Origin of the sequence: Streptomyces iranensis (genome assembly GCF_017874715.1) — a bacterium.
Taxonomy (GTDB): domain Bacteria; phylum Actinomycetota; class Actinomycetes; order Streptomycetales; family Streptomycetaceae; genus Streptomyces; species Streptomyces iranensis.
The window spans coordinates 302,526-325,259 of the sequence record NZ_JAGGLR010000007.1 but is presented as its reverse complement, the minus strand read 5'-3'; the positions used below and the strand labels follow the sequence as shown (position 1 = coordinate 325,259).

The following is a 22,734-nucleotide window of genomic DNA, read 5'->3' as shown; positions in this document are numbered from 1 at the left end:
GCGGGTCGTGTGGTGGGCGTGGCGCCTTGCGCCCATGCGGCGTGTCGGGCGGCGACGGGGTGTCCGGTCCGGCGGTGTGAGGCGCGCTCGCGGAGGCCATACTGCGCATGGCGCGCCATGTCGGTGGTGGCGATGGCGTCGGCGCCGCGCGCGGCGGGCCGTACGGCTGCCCGGCGTGTCGTGTCGGCGGCCGAAGCCGTCGGCACCGGCGCGCGGGGGTGTCGCTTCCCGGCGCCGGGGTCAGCCATCCTCGGGACCGCGTGGCTCGGCGCGGCCCACGATCGTGCCGGCGCGGTCGATGCAGATGACGTCCACCGCCACCGGCGCTCCGCGCAGCACCCCGAGGGCCGTGTCGCGGGCCGCCGCCGCGACCAGGTCGCCGAGGGGGACGCCGCGGGCGGTGCACAGCTGTACGGTCTCCAGGCCGGTGTTGGCCGTGGCCACCGCCTCCGCCAGTTCCTCGTCGGCCCCTCCCCGGCGGGCCAGCTCCGCGAGGAAGCCCTTGTCCACCTGGGACCGGGAGGAGTGCAGGTCCAGATGGCCTGCGGCCAGTTTGGAGAGCTTGGCGAAGCCGCCGGCGACCGTCAGCCGGTCGACCGGGTGGCGGCGCAGATACTTCAGGACCGCGCCCGCGAAGTCGCCCATGTCCAGAAGCGCGTCCTGCGGCAGCCCGTGCACGGCCACCGCCACCTTTTCGGACGTCGAGCCCGTACAGCCCGCGACATGCGTGCGCCCCGCCGCGCGGGCGACATCCACCCCGCGCCGGATGCTGTCGATCCAGGCCGAACAGGAGTAGGGCACCACGATGCCCGTCGTGCCGAGGATGGACAGCCCGCCGAGGATGCCCAGCCGCGGATTCCAGGTGGAGCGGGCGATCTCCTCGCCGTGGTCCACCGAGATCTCGATCTCGACGTCGCCGGTTCCGCCGTACCGGGCCGCGACCGAGGCGATGTGGTCGCGCATCATCTGGCGCGGCACGGGGTTGATGGCCGGTTCGCCCACGTCGAGCGGCAGTCCGGGCCGGGTCACCGTACCGACGCCCGGACCGGCCCGGAAGACCACTCCGCTGCCGGGCGGCAGAACCCGTACCGTCGCCCTGACCAGCGCGCCGTGGGTCACATCCGGATCGTCCCCCGCGTCCTTGACGACCGCGGCCATGGCGCGGTCCGCCGTCAGCTCCTCGGCGGCGAGCGCGAACGCGGGCCGCTGCCCCTTGGGCAGTTCGATGGTCACCGGATCGGGGAACTCCGCGCCCAGCAGCGCGGTGTACGCGGCCGTGGTCGCGGCGGTGGCACACGCCCCGGTGGTCCAGCCGTGCCGCAGCCCCGACCGCTCCAACTGCGCGCCCCGCCCCCCGGCCGCCTTGGCCGTCGTCTCCGCCTCAGCCATGGGCGGGCCGCCGCGCATACGATGACGGGCGCACGGACGACGAAAGGCACCCGATCCCGATGAACAGCGCACCGGCGCGCCATGTGCTCATCCTCGGCGGCACCACCGAGGCGCGCCGCCTCGCCGAGGAACTCGCCGACGCCCCCGCGCTGCGCGTCACCAGCTCCCTCGCGGGCCGGGTCGCCGCGCCGCGGCTGCCGGTGGGGCAGGTGCGGATCGGCGGGTTCGGCGGCGCCGAGGGCATGGCCCGCTGGCTCCGCGAGCACCAGGTGGACGCGCTCATCGACGCCACCCATCCTTTCGCCGACACGATCAGTTCCCATGCGACCCGGGCGGCCGCCGACGTCCATGTTCCCCTGCTCGCCCTGCGCCGCCCCGGCTGGGTACCCGGTCCGGGCGACCACTGGCACTCGGCCGGCTCGCTGGCCGAGGCCGCGCGGCTGCTGCCCGGCCTGGGGGAGCGGATCTTCCTCACCACGGGGCGGATGGGCCTGGCCGCCTTCGCCCGGCTGACCGGGCAGTGGTTCCTGGTCCGCTCGGTCGACGCGCCCGAGCCGCCGGTACCGCCCCGGATGGAGGTGATCCTCGACCGCGGCCCGTTCACCTTCGAGGGCGAGGCGGAGCTGCTGCGCCGCCACCGCATCGAGGTGCTGGTCACCAAGGACAGCGGCGCCCATGCCACCGCCCCCAAACTCGCCGCGGCCCGCGCCGCCGCCCTCCCGGTCGTCGTCGTCCGCCGCCCACCCGCCCCCCAGGGCATCCCGGTGGCCGAAACCCCGGCCGAAGCCGCCGCCTGGCTGCGGACGACCCTGGCCTGAGCCGGGGCGCTCCGCGCCAGGAGCCCTCCGGGCTTAAGCCTCCGGGTAGCGGCGCGGGGTCCAGACGATGTCGGTGCCGTCGCCGCGGCGGACCGTGCGGGTCTGGGTGGAGCCCACCAGGAGGATCGTGCGCATGTCGACCTGGGCGGGGTCGAGGTCGGCCAGCCGGACGATTCGCACGCGTTCCCCGGGGCCGCCGATGTCGCGGCCCAGCACCACGGGCGTGTCGGGGGCGCGGTGTTCCAGCAGGAGTTCGCGGGCCTTGCCCACCTGCCAGACACGGCTGCGGGAGCCGGGGTTGTAGAGGGCGAGCACCAGGTCGGCCGCCGCGGCGGCGCGCAGCCGCTCGGCGATGACCTCCCAGGGCTTGAGCCGGTCGGAGAGGGAGATCACCGCGTAGTCGTGGCCGAGCGGGGCGCCGACCCGGGCGGCGGCCGCGTGGGCCGCCGTCATACCGGGGACGATCCGCACCGGGACCTCGCGATAGGGGTCCTCGCAGGCGGCCTCCAGGACGGCGGTGGCCATGGCGAACACGCCCGGGTCGCCCGAGGAGACCACGGCGACACGCTGGCCCCGCCGGGCGAGGTCGAGGGCGAACTCGGCGCGTACGGCCTCGACCTTGTTGTCGGAGGCGTGACGCCGCTGGCCCGGCCGTACGGGCACTCGGTCCAGGTACGTGGTGTAGCCGACGAGGTCCTCGGCGGCGGCCAGCTCGCCGCGCGCCTCGGGGGTGAGCCACAGCGGACCGGCCGGGCCGAGGCCGACGACCACGACCTCGCCCGGGGCGCCGGACGTACCGCTCGGCGCGTCTGCACGGTCACCCTGCGGCGCGCCCTCGCGGTCAGCGCGGTCACCGCGGTCGCCGTGCGGCGCGTCACCGCCGTCACCGTGCGGCGCGTCTCCGCCGTCGCCGCGCGGCGCGGCCACGCGGCTCGGCAGCACCGCCATCGAGAAGTACGGCACCGACTCCGGGTCGACCTCGGCCAGCGGGGCGGTCCGCTCCGCGTTCATCGTGGCGCGCTCCACATAGCGCGCGTCCGCGAGCCGCCCCGACCGCTCCAGCGCCCGGCGCACCGTCGGGAACGTCCGGCCGAGCTTCATCACGGCCGCCGCGTCCGCCGTGGCCAGCCGGGCCGTCAACTCCTCCTCCGGCAGCGTGCCGGGGAGGACCGTCAGCACCTCCTCGCCCTCCACCAGCGGTGTGCCGAGCCGGGCGGCCGCGGCGCTGACCGAGGTGACACCGGGGACGACCTCGGTGGGGTAGCGGTCGGCGAGCCGCTTGTGCATGTGCATGTACGAGCCGTAGAAGAGCGGATCGCCCTCCGCGAGCACCGCGACCGTGCGCCCCGCGTCCAGATGCGCGGCGAGCCGGGCGGCCGCGTCCGCGTAGAACTCCTCCATCGCGCCGCGATAGCCGCCCGGGTGGTCGGTGGTCTCCGTGGTGACCGGGTAGACGAGCCGTTCCTCGATGTGGTCGGGCCGCAGATGGCGCTCGGCGATGGAGCGCGCGATGCTCCGCCCGTGCCGGGCGCTGTGGTACGCGATGACGTCGGCCGCGGCGATGACCTCCACGGCGCGTACGGTCATCAGGGAGGGGTCGCCGGGGCCGAGCCCCACACCGTAGAGCCGGCCCGTCTGCTGCTCGCTCACTCTTCCTCGCTCGCTATCGCGTTGATCGCGGCCGCGGCGATGGCGCTGCCGCCGCGCCGGCCGTGCACCACCAGGTGGTCGAGGGCCGCCGGATGCCCGGCCAGCGCCTCCTTGGACTCGGCCGCGCCGATGAAGCCCACCGGCACGCCGATCACGGCGGCCGGGCGCGGCCCGCCCGCCCCTCCTTCTTCGATCATCTCCAGCAGCCGGAACAGCGCGGTGGGCGCGTTGCCGACCGCCACCACCGACCCCTCGAGCCGGTCTCGCCACAGCTCCAGCGCGGCGGCGCTGCGGGTGGTGCCCATGCGCCGCGCCAACTCCGGTACGGCGGGGTCCGCGAGGGTGCAGATCACCTCGTTGTCGGCGGGCAGCCGCTTGCGGGTGACCCCGCTGGCCACCATGCGCGCGTCGCAGAGCACGGGCGCGCCGGACCGCAGCGCGGCGCGGGCCCGGGAGACCACCTCGGGGGTGTACGCGAGGTCCTTGACCAGGTCGACCATGCCGCAGGCGTGGATCATCCGCACCGCCACCTGGCTGACGTCCGCGGGGAGCCCGCCGAGGTCGGCCTCGGCGCGGATGGTGGCAAAGGACGCGCGGTAGATGGCCGCCCCGTCCTTCTCGTAGTCGAACACGGTGTCCTCGATCATGTCGTTCCACGGACCGCCGCAACGGCGTCGGCCAACTGCTCTGCTGTCACTTCCACGCCGTCCTCCGCCTCCGGCGTGTCTCCCCTAGCGCCGCCCCGCACGGTGACCCGATAGTCCGTGTCGCCGGTCGCCAGCGCGTCCACCCAGCGGCCCCCGGGGTGGCCGCAGCGCCGTTCACAGCCCGAGACGTACACCGGCAGCGGGTCGGACGCGCCCTGGCGGCCGCCGCCGGACGCCGTGCCGCCCATCCGCCGCGGCTCCGAACCGCCCGCGACCACTACTCCGGTGTCCGCTACCGCTTCCGCCGTGGCCGTTTCCGCCGCGTCCGTTTCCGCCGGGTCCGCGGCCCCGCGCGCCGTGCCCGCGACCATGCGTGTCGCGTGGGCCCGCACATCCGCCAGGGACTTGGCGCAGCCGGGCCGCCCCGTACACGCGCCGACCCCGAGCCACGGCGAGTCCGGCGTGGTCACCAGTCCCGCGCCGGACAGTTCCGACAGGGCGCCGCGCGCGTCGTCCGGGGTGAAGCCGGGGAGCAGCACGCCGCGCCAGGGTGTCATACGCAGCTCAGCCGCCCGGCTCCGGGAGGCGAGCCCGGCGAGCAGTCGCCACTGTGCGGCGCTCACCCGGCCCAGGGGAAGGGCGACGGACAGCGCGTGGCGCCCGTCCGGGCCGGAGACCAGGCCGGGGGCGGGCGCCGGCCGCGGCGGGCGCGGGACCGGCGCGCCCGGGTGCGGCTCGGTGCCGATGCCCGCGTCGGCGAGTCGGGTCGCCAAGCGATCGGCGGTCACGGCGTGTTGCGCGGGCAGTTCCCGGATGCGCCACGCCCGGGTCCCGCTCTCCCGTGCCCTCGCCAGGAACTCCACCGCGGCCAGCGCGGCCGCCCGCGCGGCGTCCTCGCTCCGCACCCACAGATCACCGCCTCCGGCCGCCCCGCCCGCGGCGACGCTCGCCACCCCCGCGCCCGCCGACGGCCCCCCGGCCCGCAGTACCGCTCCACCACCAGGCGTTGCGATCAATGTCACATCCGCACCCAACGCGGCCACATCGCCACGCCCATCGTCCAGCGCGAACAGAAACCTGCCCGACAAGCCCGACAATTCCCCGCGCCCCGGCGACGTGTCGAGGCATGCCTCGTCGCACAGCGCGGCGTCCAACTCCCGTACCCACGCCACCACATCGGCGTGCCCCGCGCCGTCCAGGCCGGACAGCGGCGACGCCACGATGTTGCGCACCCGGTCATGGCGGTCCGAGGGAAGCAGTCCGGCCGCCCGCAGCCGGGCCGCCAGCTCCGCGCCGCACCCCGCCGCCAGGCCGCGCACCTGCGCGTTGCCCCGTGAGGTGATGTCCAGCCGCCCGTCGCCCAGCTCCTCGGCCACCCGCCCCAGCGCCTGTGCCTGACGGGCCGTCAACAGCCCGCCCGGCACCCGGATCCGGGCCAGTGAACCGTCGTCCGCCGGGTGCAGCCGCAGTGCGCCCGGACAGGCGTCGTCGCGCCCGCGCACGGGAGTTTCATCCCCGGATGGGGTGGTTGTCGGGGGGAGGGACATGGCGGCGAGCATACCGACGATCCGCTCCGGCCCACCGCCCCGGCCAGGCTCCACTAAGACCGGAAGGCACCGCCCCCTGGCAGGTCAGCAACGCTTACTATGCTCAGCGGCGGGTCGGTCCCGGCCCGCGAAACGCACAAGACGGCACTCACGGTAGGAAGCCGGTGGAAATCCGGCGCGGTCCCGCCACTGTGAGCGCGGCGGCTGCCGAACGGCAGCGGACGCGCGAGCCAGGAACTGCCGCCGTCTTCAACCCGCCCGGGGCGCGGACCCCGAGGAAGGCATGCGCCGCATGATTCTGCTGCTGTCGACGTCCGACACCGACCTGCTCAGCGCCCGTGCCGCCACGGGCCCGGTGGCGTACCGCCTCGCCAACCCGGCCCGCCTCGCCCTCGAGGACCTCCCCGGTCTGCTCGACGGCGCCGAACTCGTCGTCGTACGGCTCCTCGGCGGCATCCGCGCCTGGCAGGAGGGGCTCGACACGCTGCTCGCGGGCGACCTGCCCGTCGTGGTCCTCAGCGGTGAACAGGCCCCGGACGCCCAGCTCATGGAGGCGTCCACGGTCCCGGTCGGCATCGCTGCCGAGGCCCACGCCTACCTGGCCCACGGCGGGCCCGGCAACCTGGACCAGCTGGCCCGGTTCCTCTCCGACACCGTGCTGCTCACCGGCCATGGCTTCGAACCGCCCGCGCCCGCGCCCACCTGGGGTCCGCTGGAGCGCACCGGCCACGCGGCCGCCCCGGGCGACGCCGCCGCCCCGACCATCGCGGTGCTCTACTACCGCGCCCACCACATGAGCGGCAACACCGCCTTCGTGGAGGCCCTGTGCCGCGCCGTGGAGGACGCCGGGGGCCGCCCGTTGCCGCTGTTCGTCGCCTCGCTGCGGGCGCCCGAACCCGAGCTGATCGAGGCCCTCGGCGCGGCCGACGCCATCGTCACCACCGTTCTCGCGGCCGGTGGCACCCGCCCCGCCGAGGCGTCCGCGGGCGGCGACGACGAGGCGTGGGACGCGGGCGCGCTCACCGCGCTCGACGTGCCCGTACTCCAGGCGCTGTGCCTGACCTCGCCGCGCGCCGCGTGGGAGGAGAGCGACGAGGGGCTGTCGCCGCTGGACGCCGCGACGCAGGTCGCCGTCCCCGAGTTCGACGGGCGGCTCATCACCGTGCCGTTCTCGTTCAAGGAGGTGGACGAGGACGGTCTGCCGGTCTATGCCGCCGACGCCGAGCGCGCCGCGCGTGTCGCCGGAATCGCGGTACGACACGCCCGGCTCCGCCATATCCCCGCCGCCGACAAGCGCCTCGCGCTCGTCCTCTCCGCCTACCCCACCAAGCACTCCCGGATCGGCAACGCCGTCGGGCTCGACACGCCCGCGAGCGCCGTCGCACTGCTGCGCCGGCTGCGCGCCGAAGGCTACGACCTCGGCCCCGAGGAGGGGCCGGACGCGCTCCCGGGCCTGGTCTCCGGCGAGGGCGACGAGCTGATCTACGCCCTCATCGAGGCGGGCGGCCATGACCAGGAGTGGCTCACCGAGGAGCAGCTCGCCCGCAACCCCGTACGCATCCCGGCCGCCGACTACCGCCGCTGGTACGCCACGCTCCCGCGGGAGCTCCGGGACGCGGTCGAGGAGCACTGGGGCCCGCCGCCCGGCGAGATGTTCGTGGACACCAGCCACGACCCCGAGGGCGAGATCGTCCTGGCCGCGCTGCGCCGCGGCAACCTCCTGGTCGTCATACAGCCGCCGCGCGGCTTCGGCGAGAACCCCATCGCCATCTACCACGACCCCGATCTGCCGCCCTCGCACCACTATCTGGCGGCCTACCGCTGGATGGCCACCGCGCGGACGGACGGCGGCTTCGGCGCCGACGCTATGGTCCACCTGGGCAAACACGGCAACCTGGAGTGGCTGCCGGGCAAGAACGCCGGGCTGTCCGCCGCCTGCGGCCCCGATGCCGCGCTCGGCGATCTGCCGCTGATCTACCCCTTCCTTGTCAACGACCCGGGCGAGGGCACCCAGGCCAAGCGCCGAGTCCACGCCACCCTGGTCGACCACCTCGTGCCGCCGATGGCCCGCGCCGACTCCTACGGCGACATCGCGCGGCTGGAGCAGCTGCTGGACGAGTACGCGGCCATCTCCGCGATGGACCCGGCCAAGCTCCCCGCCATCCGCGCCCAGATCTGGACCCTCATCCAGGCCGCCCGGCTCGACCACGACCTGGGGCTGGAGCAGCGGCCGGACGACGACGGCTTCGACGACTTCCTGCTGCATGTCGACGGCTGGCTGTGCGAGGTCAAGGACGCCCAGATCCGCGACGGACTGCATGTCCTGGGCGGCGCGCCGACCGGCCCCGAGCGCGTCAACCTCGTACTGGCCATCCTCCGCGCCCGCCAGATCTGGGGCGGTACGTCCGCGCTCCCCGGTCTGCGCGAGGCGCTCGGCCTGGACGAGTCGGCCGCCACCCGCACCGGTGCCGACGAGGCCGAGGAGCGGGCGCGCGCGCTGGTCCAGGCGATGGAGGACGCCGCATGGGCCCCGGAGGCCGTCGAGAAGGCCGTCCTCACCCTGCCCGATGAGCAGCGTCCCGCGGTCTCCGCGGTCCTCGACTTCGCCGCCCGCGAGGTCGTACCCCGGCTGGCCGCCACGACGGACGAGATCGACCATGCCGTGCACGCGCTGGACGGCGGCTTCGTCCCGGCCGGGCCGTCCGGCTCGCCGCTGCGCGGACTGGTCAACGTCCTGCCGACCGGCCGCAACTTCTACTCCGTCGACCCCAAGGCCGTGCCCAGCAGGCTGGCCTGGGAGACCGGCCAGGCCCTCGCCGATTCGCTCCTGGAGCGCTACCGCGCGGACAACGACGGTCAGTGGCCGAAGTCCGTCGGCCTCTCGCTGTGGGGGACGAGCGCGATGCGCACCTCCGGCGACGATGTGGCCGAGGCGCTGGCGCTGCTGGGCATCCGCCCGGTGTGGGACGACGCCTCGCGGCGAGTAACGGGACTCGAACCCGTACCCCTCGACCAGCTGGGCCGCCCGCGTGTCGATGTCACCCTGCGCATCAGTGGGTTCTTCCGGGACGCCTTCCCCCATGTCGTCGGGCTGCTGGACGACGCCGTACGGCTCGCCGCCTCCCTCGACGAGAGCGACGACGACAACTACGTACGGGCGCACACCCGCGCCGACCTCGCCGCACACGGTGACGAGCGCCGCGCCACCACCCGGATCTTCGGCTCCCGCCCCGGCACCTACGGCGCCGGACTGCTCCAGCTCATCGACAGCCGCGACTGGCGCACCGACGCCGACCTCGCCGAGGTCTACACGGTCTGGGGCGGCTACGCCTACGGCCGCGGTCTGGAGGGGCGGCCGGCGCGCGCGGAGATGGAGAGCGCCTACCGCCGGATCGCGGTCGCGGCCAAGAACACCGACACGCGCGAGCACGACATCGCCGACTCCGACGACTACTTCCAGTACCACGGCGGCATGGTGGCCACCGTGCGCGCGCTGAAGGGCACCGCGCCCGCCGCGTACATCGGCGACTCCACCCGCCCCGAGACGGTCCGCACCCGCACCCTCCACGAGGAGACCTCACGGGTCTTCCGGGCCCGGGTGGTCAACCCGCGCTGGATCGAGGCGATGCGCCGCCACGGCTACAAGGGCGCCTTCGAGCTCGCCGCGACGGTCGACTACCTCTTCGGCTACGACGCGACCACGGGCGTGGTCGCCGACTGGATGTACGACAAGCTCGCCCAGACCTATCTGCTCGACCCGGAGAACCGCGCCTTCCTGGAGGAGGCCAACCCCTGGGCGCTGCACGGCATGGCCGAGCGGCTGCTGGAGGCCGAGAGCCGCGGGCTGTGGGACGAGCCCGACCCGGAGGTGCTGGAGCGGGTGCGGGAGCTGTACCTGGAGACGGAGGGCGGCCTGGAGGGCGGGGACGACGAGTAGGCGCGCCTGTCGGCTCCCCGCGCGTCCGGAGGCGGCTCAGTCGGCGGACGAGTGTGCCGCCGGGCAGGTCGCCGCCCGGATCCGGTCCGGCCAGGGGGGACAGTTGACCAGTTCGGTCCACTCGCGGTCGTAGCGTCCGGGCACCGCGCGTCCCGCGGAGGCCCAGCGCTCGACCAGCGCCGCGTAGATCGGTACGGATGTGGATGTGTGAACGGTCTGATGAACCGTTCCGTCGCCTTCGGTGCTCCGGTCCAGCGCTCTGCTCGGCTGCGAGAGAGAACGGCGTCGCATCGTCGTCGTCATATTCGGACAACGCGCCGCGCCCCGACGGGTCACCTTCCGCACGCCGGTCTCACCCGCATCGGCGTGGTGTCGCACATGTCAGCGACTGCCTGGTGGTCCGGCCTGGTGGCCCGGCCCGGCGGCACCACGGTGACACGCCCGGGGGAGCGGGCCGTTCCCCTTTCCGTGCCGCGAAATGAAAAGCATTGCCGCATTCATAAAGCCCATTCGCCGCCGGAGCGAGAGTTTATTGATAACCGTGTCCATTGCCGCCTTTGGTGAATTCCCCTCGGGCCTGTTTCAATTGCGCTGTCCCGAAGACGATCCGAGGAGGAGCCGGTGGGAGCTCATGCGCACGGACCCGACGAGGGGCCCGGCGGGCCTGGCCACGGCGGCCACACCCACGGGGTGGCGGAGAACGCCGACCGCCGGTGGCTGACCCTCGCCCTCGCGCTGATCAGCTGCTTCATGGCGGTGGAGGTCATCGTCGGGATTGTCGCCGGCTCCGTGGCGCTGCTGTCCGACGCGGCCCATATGCTCACCGACGCCGCCTCGATCGTTCTCGCGCTCATCGCGATCCGGCTCTCGGCGCGCCCCGCACGTGGCGGATACACCTATGGGCTCAAGCGGTCGGAAATCCTTTCCGCCCAGGCCAATGGCCTTTCCCTGCTGCTGCTCGGCGCCTATCTCGGCTATGAGAGTGTGGGGCGGCTGATCGATCCGCCCGAGGTGACCGGTGGTCTGGTGCTGGCCACCGCGCTGGCCGGAGTGGTGGTGAATCTCGCGGCCGCGTGGTGCATGTCGAAGGCGAACCGCTCCTCGCTCAATGTCGAGGGCGCCTTCCAGCATGTGCTCAACGATCTCTACGCCTTCATCGCCACCGCCGTCGCGGGGCTGGTGGTGGTGACGACGGGCTTCGCCCGAGCCGACGCGATCGCCGGTCTGCTGGTGGTGTTCCTCATGATCAAGGCGGGCGTGGAACTGCTGCGGGCCTCCGGCCGGGTGCTGCTGGAGGCCGCCCCCACCGGCGTCGAGCCCGATGAGGTGGGCGGCCGGCTGGTCGCCCATGGGCAGGTGGCCGAGGTGCACGATCTGCATGTCTGGCAGATCACCTCGGGCGAGGTCTCGCTCTCCGCACATGTCCTGGTGGCGGCGGGCGGCGACTGCCACGCCGTCCGGGAGGACCTGGAGGCGGTGTTGAGCGGCGAGTACGGGATCACCCACACCACGCTGCAGGTGGACCATCTGGACGAGCCCGCAGAGCGGGGACGTGTCGACGGGGAGCACTGTCCGACCGCTCACGGCCCGGTGCACAGGGCCGCGTCGTACGGCCGCTGAGCGGGGTCCGGGAGCGGTCGGTGGGGTCCGGGAGCGGTCGGCGGGTCGGCGGTGTCAGGCCGCGGCCGGGGCGGCGGCCTGGGTCGGCGGGTCGACCGTGTCTAGGCCGCGGCCGGGGCGCCGGCCGACCTGAAGGCGGCGGTCAGAAGCGTCTTCGCGAGCTGGGCGGCCAACGCCTCCAGCGCGAGCCGGGCCAGCTTGACCAGGACGGTCGTGAGAATGTCGGCCATGAGTACCTCACTGGACGGAACACGAGCGGAAGCGAGGCATCCGCTTCCAGTTCCATAGCCTGACCGAGGTCGGAAAGCAGGCGGCGCACATCGGGTGAGCGGCGGGTTAACGGACGGAAAGATCTGGGTGGGAAACGCGCCGGATGTCCCGTTATCGGGTGGCGTCCTCAGACCGCGAGCGGCACCCGCCGGGGAAGAGCAGCCGCGGCGCGACGGCCGCCCCCACGGTGGCGGCGGCCGAGCAGCCAACGACGATCGACCAGGCCACCGGGCCCAGCGGCGTACAGCCGAAGAAGTGGCTGACCACCGGCGTCTCCACGATGGCGAACAGCGTGGCCGCCGAGGCGACGCTGGTGATCAGCACCAGAGGGCTGTGCCAGTCGGTCAGATACGTCTGGCCCAGCTGGGTGCCGACCAGCGCCGCGAGCCCCATGGTGCTCGCCCGCCGGGCCCGGCCCGCCCGCGCCCACACCGTCCGGCCGGTGCGCCGGTCGCCGGTGTCCTGCAGGACGTCGGTGTCCCGCAGGGCGTCGGTGATGTCCGCGAGCCGCAGCCGCAGACCGTTCATCGCGCGGGACGGTGCGGAGACGAGGCCAGTGAGCGTCGTGATGGGCAGCACGGGCTGCTCTCCCCTCGGTCCTGATGTGCCGGGATCGTAAAATCGGTCTATATTTCCCTAATTCCGGCATAACGTAACCAAAGGGGCATCCGGTCACCCCCGTGACGGGCCGTGATCCTCCAGCCTGACCGGCGGCAGGAACTCGCTCAGCGGGGTGCGGTGCCACCAGGCCCCGGTGGCCCGCCGCTCCGCCCGGGTGGTGAAGCGGTAGAGATACAGCCGCGCCCGCAGATGGGTGGGCGGCGTCTCCGGGAACGGATTGGCCCGCAGCAGCTTCACCGTCGCCCGGTCGTTGACCAGCAGCTTGCCGATCAGCGGGGTGAACCAGGACCCGGCGTAGCCCGGTGAGAGCCCCGCGAACCACATCATCCAGTCCAGCCGCAGATGGTACGGGGCGTACTGGCGCGGCAACCGGCGCACATCGCCCGGCTTGCCCCGGAACTCGTAGTCCTGCCAGACCGTGTCCGGGGTGAGGACCGCGTCGTCGGTGCCCTGGATCACCACCTCCTGCCGGCTGCGGTTGACGCTGCCGAACGCCCCGTAGGTGTTGACCAGGTGCACCGGATTGAACGAGAAGTTCATCAGCTGACGGCCCGACAGCAGATTGCGGACCGGCCAGTAGCTGAGCACCAGCACCAGAGCGGTCGCGGCCAGCACCACCACCTCGTACCAGACCGGGGGAGCGGCGAGGTCCGGCGGCCCGGACAGCCCCAGCACCTCGGCGGCCCGGCGGCCGTCGACCGCCGGGAGTGCCAGCAGGATCGTCAGCCAGTTGAGCCAGGAGAAGTTCCCCGAGGCCACCAGCCACAGCTGGGTGACCACGACGATCCCCGCGGCCACGCTCGCGACCGGCTGCGGAGTGAACAGCACCACGGGCACGATCAGCTGCGCCACATGGTTGGCCGCCACCTCCACCCGGTGCAGCGGCTTCGGCAGATGATGGAAGTACCAGCTCAGCGGCCCCGGCATCGGCTGGGTCTCATGGTGGTAGTACAGACAGGTCAGGTCCCGCCAGCAGCGGTCTCCACGGATCTTGATCAGCCCGGCGCCGAACTCCACCCGGAACAGCAGCCAGCGCGTCAGCCACAGGATGAGCACGGGCGGCGCGGTGTGCTCATTGCCCAGGAAGACGGCGAGGAACCCCGACTCCAGCAGCAGGGACTCCCAGCCGAAGCCGTACCACACCTGCCCCACGTTGACGATCGACAGATACAGCAGCCACAGCGCCAGCCACGCCACCATCGCGACCGCCAGCGGCGCCCGGTCCGCCGCCCCCACCAGCAGCGCGGCCGACAGCGCGGCCCCCAGCCAGGCGCAGCAGGCGAAGAACCGGTCGGAGTAGTGCAGATGGAACAGGCTGGGTGAGCGGCGGAACGGCACCCGGTCCAGGAAGCGCGGCACCGGCGTCAGCCCCCGCTCGCCGAGCAGCGCCCGCCCCTGCCGGGCGGCCACCAGAAAGGCGATCAGATAGACGGCGGCCAGCCCCCGTTGGAAGACCAGCCGGCTCAGCCAGTAGTCGGATGAGGTGAACCACTCCATGGCGACCGCTCCCTGGGCCGGTGTGCCTTCGGCCTGCATGTATCCGGTACCACCTCAGACGGGTGCCCGTCATGCGCCGGGTCATACGGCGGACCGGGTTCATTCGGTAGGGGGCCTAGGGGGTGACGGGTTAGGGGTTATCCGCACCGTGCCCGGTCCGTAGCGTCGAAGCCCGGCATGGACCCGGAGGGAACCACCCAATGCTTCTTCTCGAGCACCGCCGCACCCCGCGAATCGAGCACCGCCGCACCCCGCGAACAGCGACGACAGCGACGACAGCGATGGCACCGGCGACGGCGGCGGTGGCCGTGCGGGCCGGGAGAGCCGGATGACCGAGCAGCCGGTCCGGACATCCGGCGGGCGGCCCATCGGGATCCTCGGCACCGGCTCGTATCTGCCCGCCGAGACCGTGTCCAATGAGCTGGTGGCCGAGCGGGCGGGGGTGACCCCGGACTGGATCTCGGCGAAGACCGGGATCCACTGCCGCCGTTACGCCGCCGACCACGAGGCCACCTCCGATCTGGCCGTGGAGGCGGCCCGCGCCGCCCTCGCGGACGCCGGGATCGGCGCCGATCAGCTCGGCTGGATCGTGGTGGCCACCTCGACCCCCGATCACCCCCAGCCCGCCACCGCCTGTCTGGTGCAGCACCGGATCGGCGCGACCGGCGCCGCCGCATTCGACCTCAACGCGGTCTGCAGCGGCTTCGTCTTCGCCCTGGTGACGGCGGCCGGGCTGCTGTCCGCCGGCTCCGGCGCACCCGCCCCGTACGCCCTGGTGATCGGCGCCGATGTCTACTCCCGCATCATCGACCGCACCGACCGGCGCACCGCCGTACTCTTCGGCGACGGGGCCGGGGCGGTGGTGCTCGGGCCCGTGCGCCCCGGCTACGGCCTCAGCGGATCGCTGCTCACCAGTGACGGCGCGCTCCACGAGCTGATCGAGGTGGCGGCGGGCGGCAGCCGGGCCCCGGCGTCGGAGAAGACCCTCGCCGACGGGGGCCACTACTTCCGGATGCGGGGCCGCGCGGTCAGTGAATACGTCCTGGCCGAGCTGCCGCGCGCGATAGGGCGCCTGCTGGCCGCACACCGCACGGACCCCGCGCGCGTGGACCACTTCATCCCCCATCAGGCCAATGGCGTGCTGCTGGCCAAGGTGCTTCCGGAGCTCGGACTGCCGCGGGCGCGCACTCATCTGACGGTGGCCGAGCACGGCAACACCAGCGCCGCCTCCATCCCGCTGGCGCTCGACGACGCCCGGCGGCAGGGGGTGTTCGGCGACGGGGAGTTGCTGCTGCTGGCCGGTTTCGGCGGCGGGATGTCGCTCGGCGCCGCGCTGGTCACGTGGCAGGACGACCACCGAGGTCCGTGACCTACCCCGGTCACGCGGGTCCGTGACCAACCCCGGTCACGCGGGTCCGTGACCAACCCAGGTCGCGTGGGTCCGTGACCAACCCAGGTCGCGTGGGCCCGTGACCAACCCAAGTCCCAGCCAGCGAAAGGACTCATCGGCATGGCACAGCGCTTCCCCACCGTCGCGGTGTTCGGGCTCGGCACCACCGGCCGCCATCTCGTGGACGCCCTGGTCCGCGGTAGTCGGCGGGTGATCGCCGTGGAGCGGGACGAACCGGCCCTGCGGCGCGGCCGGGCGGGGGTGGCCGCGCCGGAATCCGCCGTCGAGTTCACCACCGACCCGGCGGCCGCCGCTCGGGCCGATCTGGTGGTCGAGGCGGTCCCCGAACGGCTGGAGACCAAGCGCGGGCTGCTCGCCCGCGCTCACGCCGACTGTCCGCCGGAGACGGTGTTCGCCACCACGACCACCGGGCTGCCGGTGACCGAGATCGCCGTCGGCTCCGGACGGACCGACCGCACGGTGGGGCTGCACCTCTTCCCGCTGGGCCCCGACCGCGAGCAGTCGGCGGTGGAGGTGGTGGGCACCCCGCTCACCGCGGACGCGGTCCTGGCCGACGTCCGGGAGCTGGTCCGCGACCTGGGCCGGATCCCGGTGCGGGTGGCCGACCGGCCGGGTTTCGTCGGGGGCGCGCTCACCATGGCGTACCTCAACAACGCGGTGGCCATGTACGAGCGGCGTTACGCCTCGCGCGACAGCATCGACACCGCCATGACCCTGGGCTGCGGGCTGCCGATGGGGCCGCTGGCCCAACTGGACGCCATGGGTCTGGACACCGCGCGGGACTCCCTGGAGGCGCTGTACGAGCGCACCGGCGATCCGCGGTACGCGCCCGCGCCCACCCTGGCCCATATGGTGACCGCCGGTCTGCTCGGGGTGAAGGCGGGCCGCGGCTTCTACGAGTACGGGGTCGGCGGCGCGGGGCGGGGCGGGGAGACGGACGGCCTGGGCGAGCCAGTACCGGCCCGTGCGGTGCGGCGGATCGGGGTGGTGGGCTCGGGAACGATGGCCGTCGGGATCGCGGAGGTGTGTGCGCGCGCCGGCTATCCGACGGTGCTGGTGGCCCGGAGCGAGATGCGCGCGAAGGAGGCCACGGCCGCCGTGGAGCGCTCGCTGGAGCGCGGGGTGCGGCGCGGCAAGCTGGCGCCCGAGCTGCTCACCGAGGCGATGGGCCGGCTGACCGCGGGCCGTGAACTCCAGGCGCTCGGCGCCTGCGATCTGGTGGTCGAGGCGGTGGCGGAGGACATCGACGTCAAGCGGGCCGTCTTCGCCGATCTGGACCGGGTGTGCGCACCGGGCGCGGTGCTCGCCACCTCCACCTCCAGCCTGCCCGTGATCGAGTGTGCGATGGCGACGCGGCGGCCCGAGGACGTCATCGGGATGCACTTCTTCAACCCCGCCCCGGTGATGCGGCTGGTCGAGGTGGTGCACACCGTGCTGACCTCCAAGGAGGCGCTGGGCACGGCGCACGCGGTGGCCGCGGCGCTCGGCAAGCGCGCGGTGGACTGCCCGGACCGGGCGGGCTTCATCGTCAACGCCCTGCTCTTCCCCTATCTCAACAGCGCGGTGGCGATGCTCGAGGAGGGCTGGACCACCGCCGATGACATCGACACGGTGATGGCGGCCGGGCAGGGCTATCCGATGGGCCCGCTGCGGTTGCTGGATGTGATCGGCCTGGATGTGTCCCTCGCCATCCAGCGCACTCTGCACGGCACCTTCCGGGATCCGGCCCTGACCCCGGCCCGTCATCTCCGGCGGCTGGTCGAGGCGGGTCACCTGGGCCGCAAGGGCGGGAGGGGACTGCATCTCCACGAGCGATAGCGGCGGATCACGGGGGATGCCGGGGCCGGGGACACACCTCCCCGGTCCCGCGGCGTCCGTATGCCCGCGACGACAGAGGGTGCGCAGATGCCACTGGAATAGTCCAACGGCGAGGTGTGTGGCTCCGGAATTCATCGGCACGGGAATAGGTATGCCGGTTCTCTGTCCGCTTTATGGCATGAGAATTCCTGGCGAATCGCTTGCGGTTACCAGCGGCAACAGACATAAGAACCGCATTGGCGATCAAAACGGGCAAATAAATGTTCGAAACAGATCCACGGAGCCCTCTGCGTATGACCACTTCGTGTCGGAGTCAAGGATGTCGGGAGTTTTCCCGGGTGCGGCTAGGGGGTCTCGTGTATGCTGGCCCTTCCGAACAAATGCCCACGTGAACGGGGGTGGCGCAGGTTGTCAGGGTGTCGGTGTACTTCGGCTCCAACGTGCTGCCCCACGTAGGGGCGTCCCGCTCGCATCGCTTTTGTCGATCGTCGGGCAGTCCGCTCAGAATTGGTAATTCGTTAACGATGATTTTACGTGCGGCGATGGTGGCGTGACCGGTGGGCGTATAGCTTGCTGGGAGGCGTTCGGACTGCCGTGAGCAGTGCTTCGCGTCGCATTCGGGGGTGCGAGCAATGGTGTTTTCATCGGCCAGAGCCAGACAATTCGACGCGCAATTCGAGAGACTTCGGCGAGCGTTTTCCAGATGCCTGTCCGGGGAAGCGGGCATCGTGCTCGTCGAGGGCGCGGTCGGTTGTGGAAAGACCCATACGCTCGAAGCCGTCACGGCCCATGCGGCGAAGGCCGGAGCCCTCGTCCTCAAGGCATACGGAACCTCGGCCGACCGGGCTCCGCTCGGCACACTGCGCCAGCTCCTTGACTCGCCCCGGCTGCCCAAGGCGACCGCCGACCATTTGCGCCGGGCACTCGACCACGGCGCCCTCGACGCCGCACCACCCCGGGAAACCCCTGGTGGCGACCCCGCCGGCGCGAACCCCACCCATGTCCAGGGGGCCCGGGAGTTCCGCGCCGCCCTCCATGAACTCGCCTCCCGCGAACCGGTGGTGATCTGCGTCGACGAACTCCAGCTTGTCGACGCGGCGTCACTTCAGTACCTGCTGTACCTGGCGACCCGTTCGCGCTCCGCCAAACTCCTCATGGTGTTCGCACAGGCGACGGACAGCGAACGACAAGACGCCGTCTTCAATACCGAACTCCTGCGCCAGCCCAATTTCCAGCGGCTGCGGCTGGAGCGGCTGTCCTGGGATGAGACGGCACATCTGCTCACCACTCGTCTGGGACTTCCGGATTCCACCGATGTCGCCTACACCTGGTATGAGGTGAGCGGCGGTAATCCGTTGTTGCTACGCGCGGTGATAGACGATTACCGCACCGCGGGGGCACCCCCACGGCGCAGCCGCGCAGTGGAGCCCGTGGTGGGCGACATGTTTGTGCAGGCCGTGCTCACCTGTGTCTACCGCAGCGGGCGCACCGTCTCCCGGCTGGCCGAGGGCATCGCGGTGCTCGGGGCGTCCGCCTCCCTCGAACTCCTCGGCCGGCTGCTGCGCATCGGCCCCGCCGGAACCCGCCGCGGAGTCGCCGCGCTGGACGCGGCGGGCCTCGTCGACGGTCTCGCCTTCCGTCACCCGTATGTCGAGGCCGCGGTGCTGGAGGACATGGATCCCGAGGTCCGGCTGGACATGAACCGGCGCGCCGCCGTCCTGCTGCACCAGGGCGGCGGGGCGACTCTCGCCGTGGCCCGCCATCTGCTCGCCGCCCAGGCCGCCGACGAGCCCTGGGCGGTGCCGCTGCTGCGGGACGCCGCGCAGCAGGCGCTCGCCGAGGACGACGCCAAGCTGGCAGTCGCCTGCCTGGAGCTGGCGTACGCGGCCTGCGCGGACGAGGAGCTGCGGGCCGGGATCAGGATCGGCACCGCCGGGATCATGTGGCGGCTCAACCCCTCGGCGTCCGAGCGGATGCTGGAGGAGCCGCTGGCCGCGCTGTGCGCCGACCGGCTGCCCGCCTCCCATATCGGGCGGCTGATCGAGCTGTTGCTTGCCCACGGCCGGATCGAGGAGGCGCGCGGCGCCATCGGCCGGCTCAATGCCGTCATGAGCAACGCGGGACCCACCTCGATGTCCCAGTTCCGGCTGACCGCCCGCTGGGCCCAGGAGTCCGGCGCGCAGGACCGGGCCCCCGGAGCCGCGGCGCGCCAGTGCGAGGACGGCGGCGCCTCCCGTACGCAGCTCAGGTCCCGCAGACCCTCCTCGCTGTCGACGATCACCGCGGCGTTCAGCGGCTTCTTCGGCCGCGGGGGGAGTGAGGAGTCGCCGGTCGCCGCGGCGGAGAAGGTGCTCGAAGTCTCGCCGCTCACCGACGCCACCTTCGAGCCCATCGTCAACTCGGTGAACGCGCTGGTGTACGCGGGCCGGCCGGACAAGGCGGCGCCGTGGTGCGACGCGCTGATGGAGGAGGCCGAGCAGCGCCGGGCGCCGGGCTGGCGGGCCATCTTCGCCTCGATCCGCGCCGAAATCGCCCTGCGGCAGGGCAATCTCGTGGAGTCGGCGGCCTATGCGACCACCGCTCTGGAGGTCGTGCCCGGCCGCGACGGAAGCGTCTTCATCGGCGGCCCACTGGCCAGCCAGATCCTGGCGTACACGGAGATGGGCAAGCACGACGCGGCGGCGCGGCATCTGAGCCGCCCGGTCCCCGAGGCGCTGTTCAAGAGCATCTACGGACTGGGCTACACCCGCGCCCGCGGCCGCTACTACCTGGCCACCAACCGCATCAACGCGGCGCTCGGCGAATTTCTGATGGCCGGCCGGCTCGCCCAGCTGTGGGAGCTCGACCAGCCGGCGCTGCTGCCCTGGCGGTCGGACGCCGCCGAGGCATGGCTGGAGCTCGGCGACCGGGAGAAGGCCGCCAACCTGGTTTCCGAGCAGCTGGCCAGAAACGGCGCCGGGGACTCCCGGGTCCGCGGCGTCTCCCTGCGGTTACTGGCCGCGGCCGGAGACATCGAGAACCGGTCCCGGCTGCTCGGCCAGGCCGTCGAGGAGCTGCAGTGCTCCGGCGACCGTCTGGAGCTGGCCCGCGCGCTGGACGATCTGGGACGTACGCTGCGCGGATCCGGGGAACTGGGGCGGGCCGACGCCATCATGGGCCGGGCCTGGCGGATGGCCAAGGAGTGCGGTGCCGAGGAGCTGTGCGCCCGGATCCGTCTCGACTCCGGTCTGGAGGCCCGTGATCCACGGCCGGTGGTGCGGCCGGTCTCCGGACCGCTTGGCCCGAAACCCGCGGTGCCGCCGTCCCTGGGCACCAAGCTCAGTGAATCCGAGGCCCGGGTGGCCGCCCTGGCGGTGGACGGTTATACGAACCGGGAAATAGCCGCCAGCCTGTTCATCACCATCAGCACGGTGGAACAGCATTTGACGCGGGTGTACCGCAAGCTGAATATCAGGAGTCGGCAGCAGCTGCCGACCGCGCTCCGGGCCCAGGTGGACGAAATCGCCTGAGCGATGACGTGGGCGATGTCCCGCGGAAGGGGTGGCCGCATGTGGCCACCCCTGTTCCATGCCCACCCCTGATTACCCCCCTATCGCGGCGGCAGACCTGGAGCGCGGGCTGACCGCGTTGATAGCTTCTGGCCGCATGAAGGGCATAGTCCTCGCCGGAGGAAGCGGTACCCGACTGCATCCTTTGACACATGCGGTGTCGAAGCAGATCCTTCCCGTCTACAACAAGCCGATGATCTATTACCCGCTGTCGGTGCTCATGCTCGGCGGCGTCAGGGAAATCCAGATCATCTCGACCCCGCTCCATGTGGAGCTGTTCCGCGCGCTTCTCGGCGACGGCGGCCGGCTGGGTCTTTCGATCGAGTACGCCGAGCAGCTCGAGGCCAATGGAATCGCCGAGGCATTCATCATCGGAGCCGAGTTCATCGGCGACGACCAGGTGGCGCTGGTCCTCGGCGACAATATCTTCCACGGGCCCGGGTTTTCGAAGATGCTGCACCATGAGGCAAGCCATGTCGACGGCTGTGTGCTCTTCGGCTACGGAGTCAAGGACCCCGAGCGCTACGGCGTCGGGGAAATGGATGAGCAGGGCCGGTTGATCTCCCTCGAGGAGAAGCCGGTCGCCCCCAGATCCAATCTGGCCATCACCGGTCTGTATCTCTACGACAACGACGTCGTGGACATCGCCAAGAACGTACGGCCCTCCGCACGCGGCGAACTGGAGATCACCGACGTCAACCGCGTCTATCTGGAACGCGGAAAGGCCAGACTGGTGGGGCTCGGCCGGGGATTCGCCTGGCTGGACACCGGAACCCATGACTCGCTGCTCCAGGCGGGCCAGTATGTGCAGCTTCTGGAGCAGCGCCAGGGTGTACGGATCGCCTGTCTCGAGGAGATAGCCTTCCGCATGGGGTTCATCGACGCCGCCGCCTGCTATGAGCTCGGTGCGGAGCTCAGCAAGACGGACTACGGACAATATCTGATGGATATCGCGGCCAATAACCGCTGAAGGGTTGTCTCCAGTGCGCATAGTTGTGACCGGCGGCGCGGGCTTCATCGGCTCCCACTTCGTCCGGCAGACCTTGACAGGGGCGTACGCGGCCTGGGCGGACGCCCAGGTCGTGGTGGTCGACAAGCTGACCTACGCGGGCAACGAGGCCAACCTGGCCGAGGTCGCCGACAGCCCCCGGCTGCGCTTCGTGCGCGGTGACATCTGCGACGGCGAGCTCGTCGGCGAGCTGCTGCGGAACACCGACCTGGTGGTCCACTTCGCCGCGGAATCACATGTCGACCGCTCGATATCCGGCGCCGAGGAATTCGTGCGCACCAATGTCCTGGGCACTCACACTCTCCTCAACGCGGCCGCGAACGCGGAGGTCGGAAAGTTCGTCCACATCTCCACGGACGAGGTCTACGGCTCCATCGAAAGCGGCTCCTGGAGCGAGGAGGAACCCCTCGAACCCAACTCGCCGTATTCCGCCTCCAAGGCGTCCTCCGATCTGCTGGTCCGGGCCTTCCACCGCACCCACGGACTGCCCGTCTGTGTGACCCGCTGCTCCAACAACTACGGCCCGTACCAGCACCCCGAGAAGGTCATTCCGCTCTTCGTCACCAATCTCATGTACGGCAAACCGGTGCCGCTCTACGGCGACGGCGGGAATGTCCGGGACTGGCTGCATGTGGACGACCACTGCCGCGGTATCGCCCTGGTCGCCGAGAACGGCCGTCCGGGAGAGGTCTACAACATCGGCGGCGGCACCGAGCTGACCAATCTGGAACTCACGGAACGGCTGCTCGAACTGCTCGGCGCCGACCGGTCCCTGATCGAGCGGGTGCCCGACCGCAAGGGTCATGACCGCCGTTACTCGGTGGACATCGCGAAGATCTCCGCGGAACTCGGCTACCGCCCCGAGATGTCATTCGGACACGGCCTTGCGGAAACCGCCAAGTGGTATATGACACACCGCGGTTGGTGGGAACCGCTCAAGAAGATGTGACCA

The 22,734-nt window shown here is 72.0% G+C and carries 16 protein-coding genes and 1 riboswitch; of the genes, 8 read left to right on the top strand and 8 right to left on the bottom strand.

All coding sequences use genetic code 11. The features are described from left to right. Nucleotides 1-240: 240 nt before the first annotated feature. The gene (locus tag J2Z30_RS14910; RefSeq protein ID WP_044580935.1) at nucleotides 241-1,389 is read right to left on the bottom strand and encodes a cobalt-precorrin-5B (C(1))-methyltransferase; all 1,149 of its coding nucleotides are present in this window, start codon (nucleotides 1,387-1,389) and stop codon (nucleotides 241-243) included. A gap of 59 nt (nucleotides 1,390-1,448) precedes the next feature. On the opposite strand from J2Z30_RS14910, the gene J2Z30_RS14905 reads away from it, so the two are divergent. Continuing rightward, complete coding sequence (locus J2Z30_RS14905) at nucleotides 1,449-2,207, top strand: cobalt-precorrin-6A reductase (protein ID WP_044567929.1); 759 nt, start codon at nucleotides 1,449-1,451, stop codon at nucleotides 2,205-2,207. 33 nt (nucleotides 2,208-2,240) lie between these two features. On the opposite strand, the gene J2Z30_RS14900 is transcribed toward J2Z30_RS14905, so the two are convergent. From J2Z30_RS14900 to J2Z30_RS14890, 3 genes are read right to left on the bottom strand one after another with little or no spacing between them, the layout of a single operon-like run. Then, a complete protein-coding gene (locus J2Z30_RS14900; RefSeq protein WP_044567928.1) occupies nucleotides 2,241-3,857 on the bottom strand; it encodes a precorrin-2 C(20)-methyltransferase in 1,617 nt (538 codons plus the stop codon). Continuing rightward, nucleotides 3,854-4,504: a precorrin-8X methylmutase gene (locus tag J2Z30_RS14895; protein WP_044567927.1), complete on the bottom strand. Its 651-nt coding sequence runs from the start codon at nucleotides 4,502-4,504 to the stop codon at nucleotides 3,854-3,856. The genes J2Z30_RS14900 and J2Z30_RS14895 overlap by 4 nt, the downstream gene beginning before the upstream one ends. Next, complete coding sequence (locus J2Z30_RS14890) at nucleotides 4,501-6,063, bottom strand: ferredoxin-like domain-containing protein (RefSeq protein WP_052701202.1); 1,563 nt, start codon at nucleotides 6,061-6,063, stop codon at nucleotides 4,501-4,503. Before J2Z30_RS14890 ends, J2Z30_RS14895 begins: the two co-directional genes overlap by 4 nt. Before the next feature lie 142 nt (nucleotides 6,064-6,205). Further along, nucleotides 6,206-6,291: riboswitch (cobalamin riboswitch) on the top strand. A 52-nt stretch (nucleotides 6,292-6,343) separates the two neighbouring features. Here J2Z30_RS14890 and cobN point away from each other — a divergent pair. Then, nucleotides 6,344-9,988 carry a cobaltochelatase subunit CobN gene (gene cobN / locus J2Z30_RS14885; protein ID WP_044567926.1) on the top strand — a complete coding sequence of 1,215 codons (3,645 nt, stop codon included), beginning with the start codon at nucleotides 6,344-6,346 and terminating at the stop codon, nucleotides 9,986-9,988. A 36-nt stretch (nucleotides 9,989-10,024) separates the two neighbouring features. Here the strand turns inward: cobN and J2Z30_RS14880 are convergent, their stop codons facing one another. Further along, on the bottom strand, nucleotides 10,025-10,279 hold the full coding sequence (locus tag J2Z30_RS14880; protein WP_044580933.1) for a hypothetical protein: 255 nt from the start codon (nucleotides 10,277-10,279) through the stop codon (nucleotides 10,025-10,027). A 330-nt stretch (nucleotides 10,280-10,609) separates the two neighbouring features. Here J2Z30_RS14880 and J2Z30_RS14875 point away from each other — a divergent pair, with 330 nt between their 5' ends. After that, nucleotides 10,610-11,608, top strand: a complete 999-nt coding sequence (locus J2Z30_RS14875; RefSeq protein ID WP_044567925.1) for a cation diffusion facilitator family transporter — start codon at nucleotides 10,610-10,612, stop codon at nucleotides 11,606-11,608. Nucleotides 11,609-11,709: 101 nt separating this feature from the next. Here the strand turns inward: J2Z30_RS14875 and J2Z30_RS50915 are convergent, their stop codons facing one another. The 3 genes from J2Z30_RS50915 to J2Z30_RS14865 form a co-directional block, all read right to left on the bottom strand. After that, nucleotides 11,710-11,838 carry a hypothetical protein gene (locus J2Z30_RS50915; RefSeq protein WP_281062703.1) on the bottom strand — a complete coding sequence of 43 codons (129 nt, stop codon included), beginning with the start codon at nucleotides 11,836-11,838 and terminating at the stop codon, nucleotides 11,710-11,712. Nucleotides 11,839-11,989: 151 nt separating this feature from the next. Then, nucleotides 11,990-12,457, bottom strand: a complete 468-nt coding sequence (locus tag J2Z30_RS14870) for a cation transporting ATPase C-terminal domain-containing protein (protein WP_044567924.1) — start codon at nucleotides 12,455-12,457, stop codon at nucleotides 11,990-11,992. Nucleotides 12,458-12,550: 93 nt separating this feature from the next. Further along, the gene (locus tag J2Z30_RS14865; protein WP_044580932.1) at nucleotides 12,551-13,996 is read right to left on the bottom strand and encodes a lipase maturation factor family protein; all 1,446 of its coding nucleotides are present in this window, start codon (nucleotides 13,994-13,996) and stop codon (nucleotides 12,551-12,553) included. 328 nt (nucleotides 13,997-14,324) lie between these two features. On the opposite strand from J2Z30_RS14865, the gene J2Z30_RS14860 reads away from it, so the two are divergent. From J2Z30_RS14860 to rfbB, 5 genes are all read left to right on the top strand, one after another. Next, nucleotides 14,325-15,365 (top strand): 3-oxoacyl-ACP synthase III family protein, encoded by a 1,041-nt coding sequence (locus J2Z30_RS14860; RefSeq protein ID WP_044567923.1) that lies wholly within the window; start codon nucleotides 14,325-14,327, stop codon nucleotides 15,363-15,365. A gap of 141 nt (nucleotides 15,366-15,506) precedes the next feature. Beyond that, nucleotides 15,507-17,225, top strand: coding sequence for a 3-hydroxyacyl-CoA dehydrogenase family protein (locus J2Z30_RS14855; protein WP_044567922.1), 1,719 nt, complete (start codon nucleotides 15,507-15,509; stop codon nucleotides 17,223-17,225). A 632-nt stretch (nucleotides 17,226-17,857) separates the two neighbouring features. Beyond that, entirely contained in the window at nucleotides 17,858-20,734 is a 2,877-nt protein-coding gene (locus J2Z30_RS14850; protein ID WP_044567921.1) for a helix-turn-helix transcriptional regulator, read from the top strand. A gap of 136 nt (nucleotides 20,735-20,870) precedes the next feature. Then, nucleotides 20,871-21,743 (top strand): glucose-1-phosphate thymidylyltransferase RfbA, encoded by an 873-nt coding sequence (rfbA, locus tag J2Z30_RS14845; protein ID WP_044567920.1) that lies wholly within the window; start codon nucleotides 20,871-20,873, stop codon nucleotides 21,741-21,743. Nucleotides 21,744-21,756: 13 nt separating this feature from the next. Further along, nucleotides 21,757-22,731, top strand: a complete 975-nt coding sequence (gene rfbB, locus J2Z30_RS14840; RefSeq protein WP_044567919.1) for a dTDP-glucose 4,6-dehydratase — start codon at nucleotides 21,757-21,759, stop codon at nucleotides 22,729-22,731. The last annotated feature ends 3 nt before the right edge of the window (nucleotides 22,732-22,734 follow it).